The following is a 15,055-nucleotide window of genomic DNA, read 5'->3' on the forward strand; positions in this document are numbered from 1 at the left end:
CCTATCATTTTGTTTTCTATCGGGATTGCCCAGAATCTGGCTCACGTTACTTATCAATGCAAGGAGCATGAGCCATGTACGTCATCACAGGAATTACCGGTCAGGTGGGTGGCGCGCTTGCGCGCGAGTTGCTGGCGGCGGGCCAGCCGGTTCGCGCCATCGTGCGCGATGCAGCACGCGCGGCGTCGTGGGCTGAACTCGGCTGCGAACTCGCGACCGCCAATATGGGCGATGCGGCGTCGCTCGCCGCAGCGTTCAGTGGTGCGCAAGGTGTGTTTATTCTGTTGCCGCCGGTGTTCGATCCGGGACTCGACTTTCCTGAATCACGCGCGGTGATCGAGGCTGTGACCGCCGCGCTGCGGATGGCACGCCCCGGGAAGGTCGTGTGCCTCTCGACGATCGGCGCCCAGGCCACCCAAACCAATCTGCTGTCGCAACTCGGGCTCATGGAGCGGGCCTTGAGCGCCCTGCCGATGCCCGTCACATTCCTGCGCCCGGGCTGGTTTATGGAAAATGCCGCCTGGGATGTCGCGTCGGCGCGCGACACGGGCGTGATCGCGAGCTATCTGCAACCGCTCGACAAACCGGTGCCCATGGTCGCGACCGCCGACGTGGGTCGTGTTGCCGCCGAGCTGCTTCAGCAAGAGTGGGAGGGTGTGCGGACCGTCGAACTCGAAGGTCCGCACCGCGTGAGCCCGAACGAGATCGCAGCGACCTTCGGCCGGATCCTGAATCGCGAAGTGCGCGCGGAAGTCGTCGAGCGGCAAGACTGGGAACCGCTTTTCGTGTCGCAAGGCATGAAAAACCCGCTGCCCCGCATGCGCATGCTCGACGGCTTCAACGAAAGCTGGATCGAATTCGAAGGGCAACCCGATCGGGTACTGCGCGGTCGCGTCGAACTGACAACCGTCCTCGAGTCGCTGGTGAAGCGCGCCGGCTAAGGTCTCGCCGTCAGGAAATGGCGCACGTGCCGGGCGCCATTTCCGGCACGTTTTACGCACACCGGCACCCACCCGGAAGAAGTTGCATTCCTAACGAATCGCCGACCGTTTTAACTCGCGCGAAAACCATCACGGCGCGCTAACATTTCAATCATCTCGATGCGACCTGTACGGCGCGGACGCTGCGCGTACAAGGGATGGCACTGTACGTGCTCACGTGGCGTTCGCATCGAATCTCCAAGATTGGAATATGAGCTCGCTTATCGCACAACCTCTCCCGGTCGACGCCTGCGCCGGCTGGAACGGTGAAATGGCGCAGCGCATCGCTGCGTTCGACTGGTCCGGCACCGCGCTGGGGCCACGCTCCGCATGGTCGAGGAGTCTGGTCAGCGCCGTGCAGTTTTTGCTCGCCTCGCCGGTTCCGCTCGTAATGTTGTGGGGCAAACCGGGCACGATGGTCTACAACGACGCATACGCCGTCTTTGCGGGCGGCCGGCATCCATTCCTGCTGGGCAAGCCCGTCGAAGAAGGCTGGCCCGAAATTGCTTCGTTCAATCGTCATGTCGTCGATACCTGTCTGGCTGGCGGCACGCTTTCTTACGCCGACAAAGAGCTGACACTCCATCGCAGCGGCCGGCCCGAACCCGTGTGGATGGATCTCCACTACAGCCCCGTCGTGGAGGACAACGGCGAGCCTGCGGGCGTCATCGCGATCGTGTTCGAGACCACCGGCCGGGTCCTCGCAGAGCACAAACGAGAGGAGGCCGAAGCGGCGCTTCGTGCAGCGAGCGAGCGCCTGCGTCTTGCGCTCGATTCAGGCCTCGTACTCGGCACATGGATCTGGAGCGCGCACGACGATGTCATCCTCGGGGACGATCGCTTCAACACCACCTTCGCGGTGGGCGAACGCTGGCCCGCAAGACGCACATTGCACCGCATCCTGAGTCACGTTCATCCCGACGACCGCACGACATTGAAGTCAGCAATCCGGCAAGCAATGCGCACGCAAGGGCGCCGGCGCGCCGAATTCCGATTGCGGATGATTGACGGGCGCTATCGCTGGGTGCTCGCGAGCGGCACTTGCGAGCACGACGTCATCGACGCCCCGATCAGTCTGTCGGGGGTGCTCGTCGATATTCACGAGCGCAAGACGGCGGAAGGCGAGCTTCTGTCGCTGACGCAAAACCTCGAGGCTCGCGTCGCGCAGGAAGTCCGGGCACGCGCGAGTGCAGAAGACCGCCTGCGGCAGGCACAAAAGCTCGAAGCAGTCGGCAGCCTCACCGGTGGCGTCGCACACGATTTCAACAATGTGCTTCAGGTGATTTCCGCCAATCTTCAGCTACTGGCGATCGCCACTCGCGATAACCCGGTGCTCAAGGGCCGTATCGAAGCATCGAATTCGGCGGTCGCGCGCGGTGCGAAACTCGCGCAGCAATTGCTCGCGTTCGCGCGCAGACAACCGCTCAACCCGTCGGTCACAAACCCCAAGAAGATGATTCAGGGCATGTCGGAGCTGTTGCGCCGCGCGATCCCCGAAAGCATCCGGCTTGAATTCGCCATGGGGCATTCGACATGGAACGTGTTCGTCGATCGCAATCAGCTTGAAAACGCGATTCTGAATCTCGTCATCAATTCGCGCGATGCGATCTCCGGACAAGGCCTGATCCGCGTCGAAGTGGAAGACGCGAACCCATCGATGGATCGCAGGATGGCCGAGCTGGGTTTGCCGCCCGGCGAGTATGTGAAGCTGAGCGTCGTCGACAACGGCGCAGGCATGTCCGACGAAGTGAGGTCCCGCATCTTCGAGCCGTTTTACTCGACCAAGCCCGAAGGCCACGGCACCGGGCTCGGACTCAGCATGGTATTCGGCTTCGTCAAACAGAGCGCGGGTCACATCGATGTGCAGACGGTTCTGGATGAAGGCACGACCTTCTCGATGTACTTCCCGAGAACGAGCAAGATCGAGGAACAGGATCGACCGAAGTCGCCCACCGGTGCGCATGCCGGCGGCGAGACGGTTCTCGTCGTCGAAGACAACCCCGACGTCCGGCTCGCCGCGATCGACATGTTCACGCAGCTCGGCTATCGCGTGCTGGCCGCGCAAGACGGCGATTCAGCGCTCACCGTGCTGCAGCGATCGAAGCATATCGACCTGTTGTTCACCGATGTCGTCATGCCGGGCACCGTGCGCAGCAGCGAGCTCGCGCGAATCGCCTCAGCGGAACCCCATCACGCCAAAGTCATCTTCGCATCGGGCTACACGCGCGACATCATCTTTCATGAAGGCCGGCTCGACGAGGGTGTCGTGCTGCTCAGCAAACCGTATTCGATCGAGGATCTTGCGCGCACGGTGCGTGAAGTACTCGATCGATAGCACGTAACCGCGTCAGGGACGACAAGACAGCGCCGTGATCCCGGCCGCGTCGGGACGTGATCGGCCACGCGCCCTGTCGCCGACTCAGGATACTGTGCGATCAGGCGGCGTGCGACACGTCGACCCAGCCTTGCCTCGCCGAGAGTGGCCCTTTACCTTTTGGGCCGGACTTGGCCCTGCCCCAGTGCCCCGTGCGCACCAGAACGCGAAGTAGTTCCGCGCGGTGCAACGCACCGCGCAGTTCGAATTGCAGTATCAGCTTTTCGACGAAGGTCAGTTTGCCCTCGTATCCATATTCCTTCGTGATCGAGTCTATGGCCGCCGCCATTTCGATGTCGGCTTGCCCGTCGTCGCCGATGCTGCAGACATGCGACGCGGTGCGTGCCACGCGCATATTGAAGTCACTCCCCCAGGACAGGGTCATGGACTGAGGTACAGCTTGTTGTTGTCGTTTGCTCATAGGGTCTCCTGCGCGCATGCAGCACTCGCTGAGACATCGGACTCAGCGTCCCCGGCACTGCCGCCGCTCACCCCGGTGCTGCCTTGGGTCTGTTTGCATGCTTGGAACACATCGGGTCCGACACATCTGCGCGTGCTGCTTCGCAACGGATGTCGAGATCGCCCGATCGGCGATCTCCCGGTACCGGAATTCTGCTTGTGCGGGGAGCGCCGCACATCCCGCGTTCATGGGATTCGCTGAGGTGCAACGGCTTGGGTCGCGACGACGGGTAAGCGAAGGCCCACTCGCGTGCCATCGCTGTCGCTGGCGATGACGAGTTCGGCACCGAGCTTTTCGGCGCGCATGTGCATGCCGCTCAATCCGCGGGAACCGCGGGAGCCGCTTCCAGGACGGGGTTCGAACCCGATGCCATCGTCCGATACCTCGACGAGCACGCGATCCGCTTCGGCGCGCACCGCAATGCGCAGCGTATCCGGGCGCCCGTGCTGGATAGCGTTGTTGATGGCCTCCTGCACGACGCGCAGGATCGACAACGCGGATTCCGGCGACAGATAGTCGAGCTCGGGCAGCGGCAACTCCACGTCCCATACGAGCCGGATGCCCAAAGCATTGAGACGCGGCTCGAGTCGAAACCGCAGGTTGCCGAGCAACGGCAACAGGTCGCGGTCGCTGAGATCCAGCGAATCGATGATCAGCCGCAGATCCTGGAGTGATTCTTCGATAGACCGGGCCAGATCCACGCGATCGACGTCCTCGCGGCGTGCGAGGCGCAACGCCGTAATCAGATGCGCACCCATGCCGTCGTGCATGTCCTGCAGGATGCGACCGCGTTCCGCAGCCACCGCGGCGCGTTGCTGTTCGATCGCCTCCTCGTGATCGAGAATGAAGCGCTCGGCAAAGAGGAACAGCAGGACAATGCAAAACGGCACGACACCGACCGTGCTCAGACGAATGGTGTCCCAGGCGAACCAGTCCGTCGGAAGTGCAAGCGACTGTGCGGTAGTCACGAGCCACAGTCCTGCCGTCAGCGCGAGCAAGCCAAGCTTGACCGATCGGTCGAGCCACGCGCGTCGCAGCAACAGCCCCGCCACCGTCATGCGCAGCACCATGAGGGGCCAGACGATGAACCAGAGTTTGTCGGACGCATGCCCCGTGACCCATGCGCCAAGCGCGATGGCGATGGTCAGGACGGGCAAGCCGTGCTGCGCCCACGCGAAACCGCGGATTCGCACGCCTGACATCCGATAGCCGACGATGCACAGCGGCCAGAACTCGAGTGTCGTCACGATGACCCGGAGCACGATCTGATCGACGCGCGACAGCGGCATGCTCACGGACAGATACGACGCGACGGCCAGCGTCGCGATGACCGCCCCCAGCTGGATGATGTGCGGCTCGCGCCGGCGCCACAGGTGTGCGATCACAAAACAGCCGGCACCGCCCATCACGACAAGCACGATATACGGCACCACGACTTGCGCGATATGGCGCATCTGCCAGTCGTTATCGAACGCTTCCGGCGGCCCGAGAAACAGATCGGACAGCCCTGAACGAATGCGCGCATCCCCTTGCAGACGGACATCGAATTCGTTGTTGCCCGCGTGGAACAGCCCGGCCGGCAAGGTCAGCAGAATGGGCTCGTCGCCCATGTCGGATCCCATTCGGCCATCGGGCGCGTCGAATCGCACGCCCGGATTCAGCAACGAACCATTGAGCCAGAATTCGGCGGCCAGCGAGACATGGCGGACATAAAGCGCAAGCGGCCTGGTCGGCCGGTCGACGAACGCCACCCGCAGCCGGTACCACCCGTAGCCGCTCGTGGCCGGACGGCTCTGCCTCCAGCTGTCGGGCAGTGAGACCGTGGTCCAGCCTTGTTCCGGCGGGGCAGGCACAGCGCTGGCGACGAACTCGGCCCGACCCAGCCGCACCACCGACGCGCCATCCGCCGCGGGCTGCGCCGAAGCAGGCTCGCGCACCTGCGCAGATGCGAGACCTGGCCCGGCCGCTGACGACCCCGACGACCCCAACGACGCCTCCGACGCCGATGACGCCGATGACAATGACGACGCCGTGCAGCACAGCACCATGAGGCAAGCCATCGCCCAGACGAACACAGAGGTGTTCGACCACGCGGGCTTGCGAAGCAACGGGCACCTCAACGGATCAATCCCTTGGTGCGCGCGACGTTGACGGCCTCGACGCGATTGTGCACGGCAAGCTTGCCGTAGATGTTCTTGATATGGCTCGTCACGGTATGCGGCGAGATGTTGATCAATCGCGCGGTTTCGGCCACCGAAAACCCCTGCGAGATACGCTTGAGAATGTCGATCTCACGCGCAGTCAGCGCATCCGTATCCGCCGCGCTCGTGACGCGGGATCGTTCGGGCGGTGCAAAACGCGCAAGCAGGTGTCTCGCGATCTGCGGCGACAGAGGCGCATCACCCTCGTGAACCATGCGGATGGAACGCAGGAACTCGTCGGCCGAGGTGTCCTTGAGCAAATAGCCACGTGCGCCGGCCTGAATCGCGTGGATCACGTGCGCCTCGTCACCGAAGATCGTGCTCACGAGCACCGACACCGAAGGCGCCGTCTGCCGTAGCAACCCGATCAGCTCGGCGCCATCGCCGTCGGGCAATCCGAGATCGATGATCGCCACGTCGGGCCGCGCCGTCAAAAGTGCTCGCCGCGCATCGGCGACGGTGCCCACGCTGCCGACAAGATGCAATTCCGGCTGGGCGTCGACCATGCGCTCGAACTCCTCTCGCAGGCGTTCATCGTCTTCGACCAGCAAGACCCTCAAGGTGTGCGGGGGATTCAATTGGCGTCGTCCGGCCGTTCTGGAAATCGAGCAGTCTAGCCGCGCGCAGCGTGCCGCGCATCCCCTGAAGGGGGTAGCCGCGGATCGACTCGCATCTTCCGTCGTCGCAAAAGCGTAGTTTCCTGCGCGTCGGTTGATCGACGTTGACTTATATTCACGGCTGCAACGAAGGCCAGCATGCCGGAACCTCGAGGCGCGGCTGATCAAACGCTTCCGTAGCGGGATCTGCAAGCGCCACGGATACAGTGAACGCTTCATTTTCGAAAACAGCGATGCAAGTTCAAGTGCAATCAAGGCCGACCGGCGCACGTGGCGCAGGTGGCGCATGGGTCGAAAGGGTGGTCGAACGCCTGCTTGCGACAGACGCGCCGCAAAGTCGTTTCGGATACGCCGCGCGCGCGTTTCTGGCATTCGGCATCAAGCAGGCATGGGTGTGCCTGTTCGGCGGATTGATGGTCGCGCTGCTGGTCGGCACCCATTTCTGGTATCCGGCCGATGCGGGACTGCCGCGCTACGACGCGTTGACGATCGCCGCCGTCGTGATTCAGATTGCGCTCATCGCGCTGCGGCTCGAACAATGGGACGAGGTTGCGATCATTCTGATGTTCCACGTGGCCGGCACGGGAATGGAACTGTTCAAGACCGCCGTCGGGTCGTGGATCTATCCTGAGTCCTCGTATCTGCATATCGGCGGCGTGCCCCTGTTTACCGGATTCATGTACGCATCCGTCGGCAGCTATATCGCGCGCGCGTGCCGCAGTTTTGACTTGCGGTTCTCGCATCACCCATCGTTGCAGGTGACCGTCATCTTGTCCGTCGCCATCTACGCAAACTTCTTTCTGCACCACTATCTGCCCGACGTGCGATATCTGCTGATCGTGGGCGTCGCCATCGCGTTTCGGCGTTGCACCGTCTTCTTTCTGATTGGCCGGCACTACCACCGGATGCCCTTGCTACTCGGCTTCGTGCTGATCGCGACGTTTATCTGGCTCGCCGAAAATATCGGCACGTTCAGCCACGCGTGGCTCTACCCGAGCCAGATGCAAGGGTGGGCCATGGTGTCCGTCGGCAAGCTCGGCTCCTGGTTCATGCTGACGATCATGAGTTATGTGATGGTGACGCTGATCAATCGCCCGCGCGCGCCCGAGCCCGGTCACGGGCTTCTCACCGCGATGCGTTAGCAGTTTCGCGACGGCACGCCACATGCTGTTTCTTTCGCCCAAGCCCTCATAGGCTCTCAAGGACGTACAGGGACTTACAGGGACTCTCAGGTTCCATCAGGGTCCACCCTGATCCGCGCCGTCATACGCCGATCATCTTCGCTGTACAGAATGCAGCGCTCAGGTTCGCCGCAAGGCTGCCCGGCGGGATAACTCGCGCGTTCGACAACCTCCTTAAGGTTTTCTTCAGGAAGGCGGTCATAGAATCGCCGGACCCGCCGCATGTCGGTGCGCAGCAGTGTGCGCGGTCGTGCGGCAGGCCAGACGCGTGCAAAACATGCGGGCTCGCATCACCTTTTCCTGACCAATTGTTGCCGCCGCTGCCTCGCGTCGTACAGCGTGGCCTAGTGTGTTTCCATCCGCCGCAAAGGCAAAGGATGCGTGAATTGAGAATGATCCCGACGCGGCGCAGACCGAGCGGTCATGGAGACACATGCTTCAGCCCCTCTGCAGCAGTGACCACTGGCTGCAACGCGAGCGGTCTCTCGCACCCCTCGACCGCGGCGCCTCACTGATGGATCCGTCAATCACGCCTGAAAGCGAGACACGCGCGCCCTGGTACGAACGCGCGCCGGGTTACTGGCTCATGCGCGCCGCGCTGGTCGGCGCCCTGGCTGTCGCTGCGATGGCCTTGACGCGCGAAATGCCGGTCGCTAGCCGCGACATCCATATCGCCCTCACCGCTTGCCTTGCCGTGCTGACGACGCTGGGCTGTTTGTACACGTTGGCATCCGGCATCCTGATCGTTCCTTTCTTTCGCCGTAAGACGGGTTCCCCGTTCGACTGCCCGCCCATCACTGTGCTGCGTCCGCTTCACGGACACGAGCACGCGCTGCAGGACAACCTGACGAGTTTCTTTCATCAGGCCTACCCCGCACCGGTCCAATTCGTCTTCGGCGTACACGACGCCCAGGACCCGGCTCTCGACACAGTGCAAGCGCTTCGCCTCGCTTACCCCGACGTCGACATGACGATCGTCACCGATGCACGTCTGCACGGGCCGAACCGCAAGATCAGCAACCTGATGAATATGTTCGAGCACGCGAAGCACGACGTGCTGGTGTTTGCCGACAGCGATGTCGGAGTCGCGCCCGACTATTTGAGCAACCTCGTTGCCGCGCTGCAGGACCCGGGCGTCGGGCTCGTCAGTTGCCTCTATCGAGGCGAAGCCGATCCGGGCCTCTGGCCCCGGATGTCGGCTGCCGCGAGCAATTACCACTTCGCGCCAAGCGTCGTCGTCGGGCTCGCCATGAAAATCGCGCGCCCCTGCTTCGGGCCGATCATCGGCATGCGGCGCCAGACGCTCGACGCGATCGGCGGTCTCGACCGCTTTGCCTCTCACCTCGCTGAAGACCACGCGATCGGCGAAGCCGTCCGAGATATCAGCGAATGCGTCACGATTCCGTCATTCACTGTCTCGCATGCGTGTGTCGAGCCCACATTGCGTGCCTTCCTGAGCCACAAGCTCCGCACGAGCCGCACGATTCGCCGCATCACCCCGGCGGGGCATCTGGGTTCGGTGCTCACGCACCCGCTCGCACTGGCCTTGATCACGGCCCTGATCTCCGGTGGTGCAAGCTGGGCGCTGATGCTGCTGGCCGCCACTGTGGTCGTGCGCTTGTTTACCGGCGTTCAGGCGGATCGCGCGCTCGGCCGCACGAAACACGGCCTCTGGATCCTGCCGCTGTGCGATCTGTTGCTGTTTGGCGTGTTTATTGCCAGTTTCACGTCGTCGCGCGTCGAGTGGCGCGGACACCGGTTCAAGGTCGACGCAAGCGGACTCATGACGGTACGAGAGTAACGGTTGCGAGAGTGACAGTTGCGAGCGTGACAGTTGGGAGAGTGAGACTTGCCAACCCGCTCGTCCGTCCATAGAGTTCGACGATACGCAAGGCCTCGGCCGATCTCACTCACCTCTTTTAAAGTCTCGCCCGCGTAACGGGTCGGGGCGGCGCATGGAATCCGATTCTCCCCAACCCGAATTCACGCGTGCGAAGGGCACGGCCAAGTGGCTTGGGCGCCTCGCCGCCCTGCTCGGACTGATCGCCGCGTTATGGCTGGTCTGGCGCGAAAACCCGCGAATGGTGTTCGACATGTTGCGCGTGGCCGGGCCCGGGCTCGTGCTCGCGGCGTTGGTGCACATCAGCGCCATGCTCGCGAACGCATGGGACTGGCGCACGCTGATCGTCGATCCACCCAGGCCCAGCCTCGCGCAGATGCTCAAGGTCGTCTGGATCCGCGAGTCGATCAATTGCATGTTGCCGGTGGCGCGTGTCGGCGGCGAAGTCGTGTCGTTCCGCGTCCTGCGGCGCTACGGGCTGAGTGGAGCGACAGCGGCCGGATCGCTGGTCGCCGATATTCAGCTCACGCTGATCAGCCAGATGTTGTGCACGATCGCGAGCATCGGCTATCTGCTGTCGCACTCCGAGGTCGGTGCCTTCCGGCTTGCCGCCAATCTGGCCTGGGGTGTGGTGGTGTTCGCGCCGCTGCTGCTTCTGTTTTCCCTGTTGCACCACGCGAGTCCGTTCGAGCGCATGGCACGTCTGCTCAATCGTGTGGCGGGCGGCCATCTGACCGCGTTGATCGGACATTCGGCAGGCGTGGATCAGGCGATCGGCTCGATCTGGCAGCGCAGGGGAACGGTGCTGCGCTATCTATTCATCTGGCAGCCCGTGCAGACCGTTGCCACAGGGATGGAGCTGTATGTTGCGATGCATTTCCTCGGCGGGTCGATGACGGTCGTGCAGGCCGTCGTGTTCGAGTCGCTGATTCAGGCTGTCAGCAGCGCGGCGTTCTTCGTGCCTGGAGCCCTGGGGGTGCAGGAGGGTGGCTTCGTGCTGATCGGCGCTGCTCTGGGCCTCGACCCGCCGCTATGCCTGGCGCTTGCCGGCGCCCGGCGCGTGCGCGATCTGCTGATCTACATTCCCGGCCTGCTCGCGTGGCAGCACGGCGAGGCTCGCAGCGAACCGTCGGCTGCCCATGCCACAGAAGCGGCAACAGTTACCGTTTCGCGCACGCAGCGCCCATCGACCGACCGCGGCGCTCGCGACTGACGCCCACCCTCGCGTAACGTTGCGAAAATCTGTGCGTATGTGAAATACATATTCACTGTCTACAATACCCCGTCTTTTGCTCCCGGCCCTGACGTGGCCGATCAGCAAGCGCCCTGCGACGGCGCCCCCTGTTCGCACCTCGATGCTGCGGACAGGCGCGGCCTTGCGACCGATCGTGAATGATTCGACTGAATATTTACGATTTCTGGCCGTTATCCGATTTAACGGGATTTCATCCCCTACTCAGCGTCTGCAGCCATGCCGCTTCATCTGTTTTCGCCAACCATCGATAGCGAGATGAGAAAGCGCTTTCATCTTCGCTCGCTCGACCATCAGAGGCCGTTGTCAGGCGTGACGATGGCGTTTTCCATCGGCGCATACCTGATGTTTGCCGCAGCGCGGGCCTTCCTCGTCGAGGCCCCGTTTCCGCTGATGCTGAGTCTCGGCGCTGCGCTGGCGATGGCCGTGCTGGTCGCCGCGATCCCGCGCGTGAGCACCACGACCGCCTTCGGTTTTATCGGCGTTGCGTATAGCGTGATCCTGCAATTGACGGCCAATGAACTCGTCAAGGGCACGGCCAATCCGCTCGTCTGGATGACGCCCGCCGTCGTCGCCATCACGGTGTGTGCCGCCCCTCTCTGGCTGACGCCTAAACATTTCTTCACCGGTACCGTGCTGTATTACGCCGCTGTCGCCCCCTTTGCGCTGAGCCTGCCGACCGACTCACACGATCGCGGCATCTTCGCGGTGTGGATCCTGATCGCATTGTCGACAGCCGCCGTTTTCCATTTCGGCTTCTACCGGTTCCGCCTCAAGCACTTCCTGCTCGAAGAAAAACTCGTCGACCTCGCGTCGATCGATGCGCTGACCAGCGTGCGCAATCGCCGTTCGTTCTTCGAAGCGGCAGAGCAAACGTTAGCTACCGTGGCCAAGGACGCCGTGGTCGCCGCGATCTTCGTGGATATCGATCATTTCAAGTCGCTCAACGACCAATTCGGCCATGGCGCGGGCGACGATGTGTTGCGTGGTGTCGCGCGAACGCTGACCCGGCTTGCCGGCAACGACACGCTCGTCGGCCGCCTCGGCGGTGAAGAATTCGTTGTGCTTGCTTCACGCGCCCAAGGCTGGCGGGCCGGCGAACTGGCCGAGCGGATTCGTACCGCCATCACCGACATCCGGCGCCCCGACGGACACGTGACCGCCAGCATCGGTGTCGCCTTGCTGCGTGACGGCGACACGATTGTTTCGCTCCTGGATCGCGCGGACGAAGCACTGCTGCGAGCCAAGCATGCGGGACGCAATCAGATCGGTTTCGAGCGCGCCATGGCCGTTGCGGGTGTGCGTGAGACGGAGCGCGATGCGATCGCTTCGGCCAACCCTTCGCGTATCGACAACGACGCGCTCGAGGCGCCGGTTCAATGGCGCGACATCACGCTGTTGTCGCACTTTCAGCCGCTGTGGAGCTTGTCGCATCAGAAGCAGATCGGTGTCGAAGCGCTGCTGCGCGGCAAGGATGCTCACGGAGCGATGCTCCTGCCCGCCACACTGTTTGCGCGTCGATCCCCGGCAGAGCTCGTTGAGTTCGACGTACGAAGCCATGAATGCCACCTGCGTAACGCAGGCGGCCATCTCGATGACGATGAATGGCTGTTCCTCAACGTCGTCCCTTCGACGTTCCTTCGCGAAGGATACGAAGTCGAACTGGTGCAGCGCGTGCGGCAAGCGGGCCTCGAGCCCTCCGACGTCGTGCTCGAGCTGCTCGAGTCGGACGATATCGCACCTGACGAGCTGTCGCTCGCAGCGGGACGTTACCGCGATCACGGCTTTCTGATCGCCGTCGATGACTTCGGCGCCGGCTATTCGAATCTCGATCGACTGCTGCGGATCCAGCCCGACTTCGTCAAACTTGACGGCGAGTTGATCCGCGCTCGCAACCGCAGCTCCGGACGGCCTTTGCTGCGAGACCTCGTCGCATTGCTGCACCGGGCCGACATGCTCGTGATTGTCGAAGGTATCGAAACGACCGAAGAACTGATTCTCGCCGTCGAGGCCAAGGTCGATTTTGCGCAGGGCTATCTGCTCGGCCGTCCTGAACCGACACGATTGCTCCCCGATGCCTTCAGCAAGCGCATCGATCATGCGTTCGACGTCGTGGCCGAAGCCCGTTCGCTGCGGCTCGGGCGTTTCGAGTCGAAGATCGAGCCGTACGTGCAGGCGATGAACGAGGCAGCCCGCGGCGTGCAGGCGGGTGTGGCCTACAGCGTCGCATTGTCCGAGTTGTCGCAGGACCCGCTTTGCACACGCTGTTTCGTGCTCGGGGCCGCCGGAAAACCCACGTTGTTCGAAGTGCTCGGTCAAGCCGGCGTCGACTCGCCGAGGGCGAGGCTACCGCTCGCCAACGCCGACGAAGGCCGATGGGATCACCGGACCTTCTTCTGGAAGGCCATGATGCGCCCCGGCGACGCGGTGGTTTCCGGTCCTCAGCTTTCGCCGATCAATTGCCGTCCGACGATCGTGATCTCCATCGCCGTCTTCGTCGACGGCGCGCATGTGTTGATGGCAGCGGAGATGGACTGGACCTCCGCCGAATTGCCGTGGCCCGAGGCGGCTTGACACAGCGCGGTCGAACGGCGCGGGCATCGGGCGACCCCGATAAAACGGGAAAGGGCCACTGAGACCGGCAGGCGAAGCAAAGTTGAGCCCCATCAAAATGCAAATAATAGTTTACTTTTTTGGCGAAAAAGATAACTATTGTTTGCATGCCACGACGCTCCAACGCAGCCGACATGCTCCCGGCACCTGTCGAGCGCGCATTGCTCAATCTGGGAGAAAACCTGCGCGTTGCGAGAAAGCGCAGGGGGGAGACTATGGCCGCGTTCGCAGAACGCATGCAGGTCTCCGTCCCTACGCTGCGCAAGATGGAACATGGAGATCCGACGGTCTCGATCTCGATCTATGCGATGGCGCTTTGGCTGATCGGTCGACTTCAATTTCTTCCCAAGGTGGCGGATCCTGCAGCGGATGAAAACGCGCTTGAGATCGAGCTTCACAACCTCAAGCCCATCTCGAGAAGCAAGGATCGATGAACAACGACCTCCACGTATCTGCGCGTCGAACAACTGGCTGAAGCCTGGAGCTAGTCGAACAAGGCGAAGAAGGGGCGCAAGCCCCGGGGATGATCACCCTGCCCGACTGTTTTGACACTGCCCTCTTTATTTGAAGCGGCGAGGCGGCTCCGTTGCTACCGCCGCGGCAAGATATCCCTATGCATCAAGGCCGACGCGGCGTGCCGCCCGGCTAAGCCGCAGCCTCCTGATTCAGGCCGTCGAGCGTGCGCAATACTTCCTCCGGCAACGTAAGCTCCGCGACCTTCATGTTTTCGCGCAAATGCCCAAGCGAGGACGTGCCCGGAATCAACAGCAGGTTCGGCGAGCGGTACAGCAGCCACGCGAGTGCTACCTGCATGGGCGTCACGCCGAGCGATGCGGCCACGTCGGACAGCGTCGTCGACTGCAGCGGTGTAAAGCCGCCGAGCGGGAAGAACGGCACGTAGGCAATCCCGAGTGCGTCGAGTTCGTCGACAAACGCGTCGTCCGCGCGATGCACGAGGTTGTAGTGGTTCTGCACGCACACGATATCGACGATCTTTCGTGCCTCGGCCACCTGTGTCGGTGTCACGTTGCTCAGGCCGACATGACGAATCAGGCCTTCACGTTGCAACTCAGCGAGCGCGGTCACCTGCTTTTCAATTGAGCCTTCCAACGGCGCATGGATGTCGCCCATGATCCGCATATTCACGACGTCGAGTACGTCGAGACCGAGATTGCGAAGATTGTCGTGCACGCCGCGACGAAGTTCGTCCGGCTCCTGCGCCGGAATCCACGACTTGTCTGCTCCGCGAACGGCGCCCAGTTTCGTGACGAGCACGAGATCGTCCGCGTACGGATGCAACGCTTCGCGAATCAGTTGATTCGTCACGTGGGGGCCATAGAAATCGCTCGTATCGATATGGTTGACGCCCGACTCGACCGCTTCGCGCAACACCGCGATGGCCGTCGCGTGGTCCTTGGGCGGACCGAACACGCCGGGCCCGGCAAGCTGCATGGCGCCATAGCCGACACGGTTAACCACGCGTCCGGCAAGCTTGAACGTGCGCTCAGGAATGACATTCGACATCTGACTCTCCTTG

The 15,055-nt window shown here is 62.7% G+C and carries 11 protein-coding genes; 7 read left to right on the forward strand and 4 right to left on the reverse strand.

Features of this window, described 5'->3' with window-relative positions:
• Positions 1-74: 74 nt before the first annotated feature.
• Together ACMFWR_RS26370 and ACMFWR_RS26375 are read left to right on the forward strand one after the other, a co-directional pair.
• Positions 75-941 carry an NmrA family NAD(P)-binding protein gene (locus ACMFWR_RS26370; protein ID WP_413195329.1) on the forward strand — a complete coding sequence of 289 codons (867 nt, stop codon included), beginning with the start codon at positions 75-77 and terminating at the stop codon, positions 939-941.
• Between the two features lie 250 nt (positions 942-1,191).
• Positions 1,192-3,315, forward strand: a complete 2,124-nt coding sequence (locus ACMFWR_RS26375; RefSeq protein ID WP_413195330.1) for an ATP-binding protein — start codon at positions 1,192-1,194, stop codon at positions 3,313-3,315.
• Positions 3,316-3,415: 100 nt separating this feature from the next.
• On the opposite strand, the gene ACMFWR_RS26380 is transcribed toward ACMFWR_RS26375, so the two are convergent.
• From ACMFWR_RS26380 to ACMFWR_RS26390, 3 genes are all read right to left on the reverse strand, one after another.
• Positions 3,416-3,775: a hypothetical protein gene (locus ACMFWR_RS26380; protein ID WP_413195331.1), complete on the reverse strand. Its 360-nt coding sequence runs from the start codon at positions 3,773-3,775 to the stop codon at positions 3,416-3,418.
• A gap of 224 nt (positions 3,776-3,999) precedes the next feature.
• Complete coding sequence (locus ACMFWR_RS26385) at positions 4,000-5,922, reverse strand: sensor histidine kinase (protein ID WP_413195332.1); 1,923 nt, start codon at positions 5,920-5,922, stop codon at positions 4,000-4,002.
• A gap of 8 nt (positions 5,923-5,930) precedes the next feature.
• Positions 5,931-6,593, reverse strand: a complete 663-nt coding sequence (locus ACMFWR_RS26390; RefSeq protein ID WP_413195333.1) for a response regulator — start codon at positions 6,591-6,593, stop codon at positions 5,931-5,933.
• Positions 6,594-6,865: 272 nt separating this feature from the next.
• Here ACMFWR_RS26390 and ACMFWR_RS26395 point away from each other — a divergent pair, with 272 nt between their 5' ends.
• The 5 genes from ACMFWR_RS26395 (at position 6,866) to ACMFWR_RS26415 (ending at position 13,952) form a co-directional block, all read left to right on the forward strand.
• A complete protein-coding gene (locus ACMFWR_RS26395) occupies positions 6,866-7,774 on the forward strand; it encodes a DUF817 domain-containing protein (RefSeq protein ID WP_413195334.1) in 909 nt (302 codons plus the stop codon).
• Positions 7,775-8,438: 664 nt separating this feature from the next.
• Positions 8,439-9,614, forward strand: a complete 1,176-nt coding sequence (hpnI, locus tag ACMFWR_RS26400) for a bacteriohopanetetrol glucosamine biosynthesis glycosyltransferase HpnI (protein ID WP_413197354.1) — start codon at positions 8,439-8,441, stop codon at positions 9,612-9,614.
• 154 nt (positions 9,615-9,768) lie between these two features.
• The gene (locus ACMFWR_RS26405; protein ID WP_413195335.1) at positions 9,769-10,866 is read left to right on the forward strand and encodes a lysylphosphatidylglycerol synthase domain-containing protein; all 1,098 of its coding nucleotides are present in this window, start codon (positions 9,769-9,771) and stop codon (positions 10,864-10,866) included.
• Positions 10,867-11,163: 297 nt separating this feature from the next.
• Positions 11,164-13,479, forward strand: a complete 2,316-nt coding sequence (locus ACMFWR_RS26410) for a diguanylate cyclase domain-containing protein (RefSeq protein WP_413195336.1) — start codon at positions 11,164-11,166, stop codon at positions 13,477-13,479.
• A gap of 173 nt (positions 13,480-13,652) precedes the next feature.
• Positions 13,653-13,952 carry a helix-turn-helix domain-containing protein gene (locus tag ACMFWR_RS26415; RefSeq protein WP_413195337.1) on the forward strand — a complete coding sequence of 100 codons (300 nt, stop codon included), beginning with the start codon at positions 13,653-13,655 and terminating at the stop codon, positions 13,950-13,952.
• Between the two features lie 211 nt (positions 13,953-14,163).
• Here the strand turns inward: ACMFWR_RS26415 and ACMFWR_RS26420 are convergent, their stop codons facing one another.
• Positions 14,164-15,042, reverse strand: a complete 879-nt coding sequence (locus ACMFWR_RS26420; RefSeq protein ID WP_413195338.1) for an aldo/keto reductase family oxidoreductase — start codon at positions 15,040-15,042, stop codon at positions 14,164-14,166.
• Between the last annotated feature and the right edge of the window lie 13 nt (positions 15,043-15,055).

The sequence above is a fragment of the Pararobbsia alpina genome, from assembly GCF_965118125.1.
GTDB classification, from domain to species: domain Bacteria; phylum Pseudomonadota; class Gammaproteobacteria; order Burkholderiales; family Burkholderiaceae; genus Pararobbsia; species Pararobbsia alpina_A.

Excerpts from the sequence above, each read along its gene's own strand:
- ACMFWR_RS26370 (WP_413195329.1), top strand. The coding sequence starts at position 75 with ATGTACGTCATCACAGGAATTACCGGTCAGGTGGGTGGCGCGCTTGCG.
- ACMFWR_RS26375 (WP_413195330.1), top strand. The coding sequence starts at position 1,192 with ATGAGCTCGCTTATCGCACAACCTCTCCCGGTCGACGCCTGCGCCGGC.
- ACMFWR_RS26380 (WP_413195331.1), bottom strand. The coding sequence starts at position 3,775 with ATGAGCAAACGACAACAACAAGCTGTACCTCAGTCCATGACCCTGTCC.
- ACMFWR_RS26395 (WP_413195334.1), top strand. The coding sequence starts at position 6,866 with ATGCAAGTTCAAGTGCAATCAAGGCCGACCGGCGCACGTGGCGCAGGT.
- hpnI (WP_413197354.1), top strand. The coding sequence starts at position 8,439 with ATGGCCTTGACGCGCGAAATGCCGGTCGCTAGCCGCGACATCCATATC.
- ACMFWR_RS26405 (WP_413195335.1), top strand. The coding sequence starts at position 9,769 with ATGGAATCCGATTCTCCCCAACCCGAATTCACGCGTGCGAAGGGCACG.
- ACMFWR_RS26410 (WP_413195336.1), top strand. The coding sequence starts at position 11,164 with ATGAGAAAGCGCTTTCATCTTCGCTCGCTCGACCATCAGAGGCCGTTG.
- ACMFWR_RS26415 (WP_413195337.1), top strand. The coding sequence starts at position 13,653 with ATGCTCCCGGCACCTGTCGAGCGCGCATTGCTCAATCTGGGAGAAAAC.
- ACMFWR_RS26420 (WP_413195338.1), bottom strand. The coding sequence starts at position 15,042 with ATGTCGAATGTCATTCCTGAGCGCACGTTCAAGCTTGCCGGACGCGTG.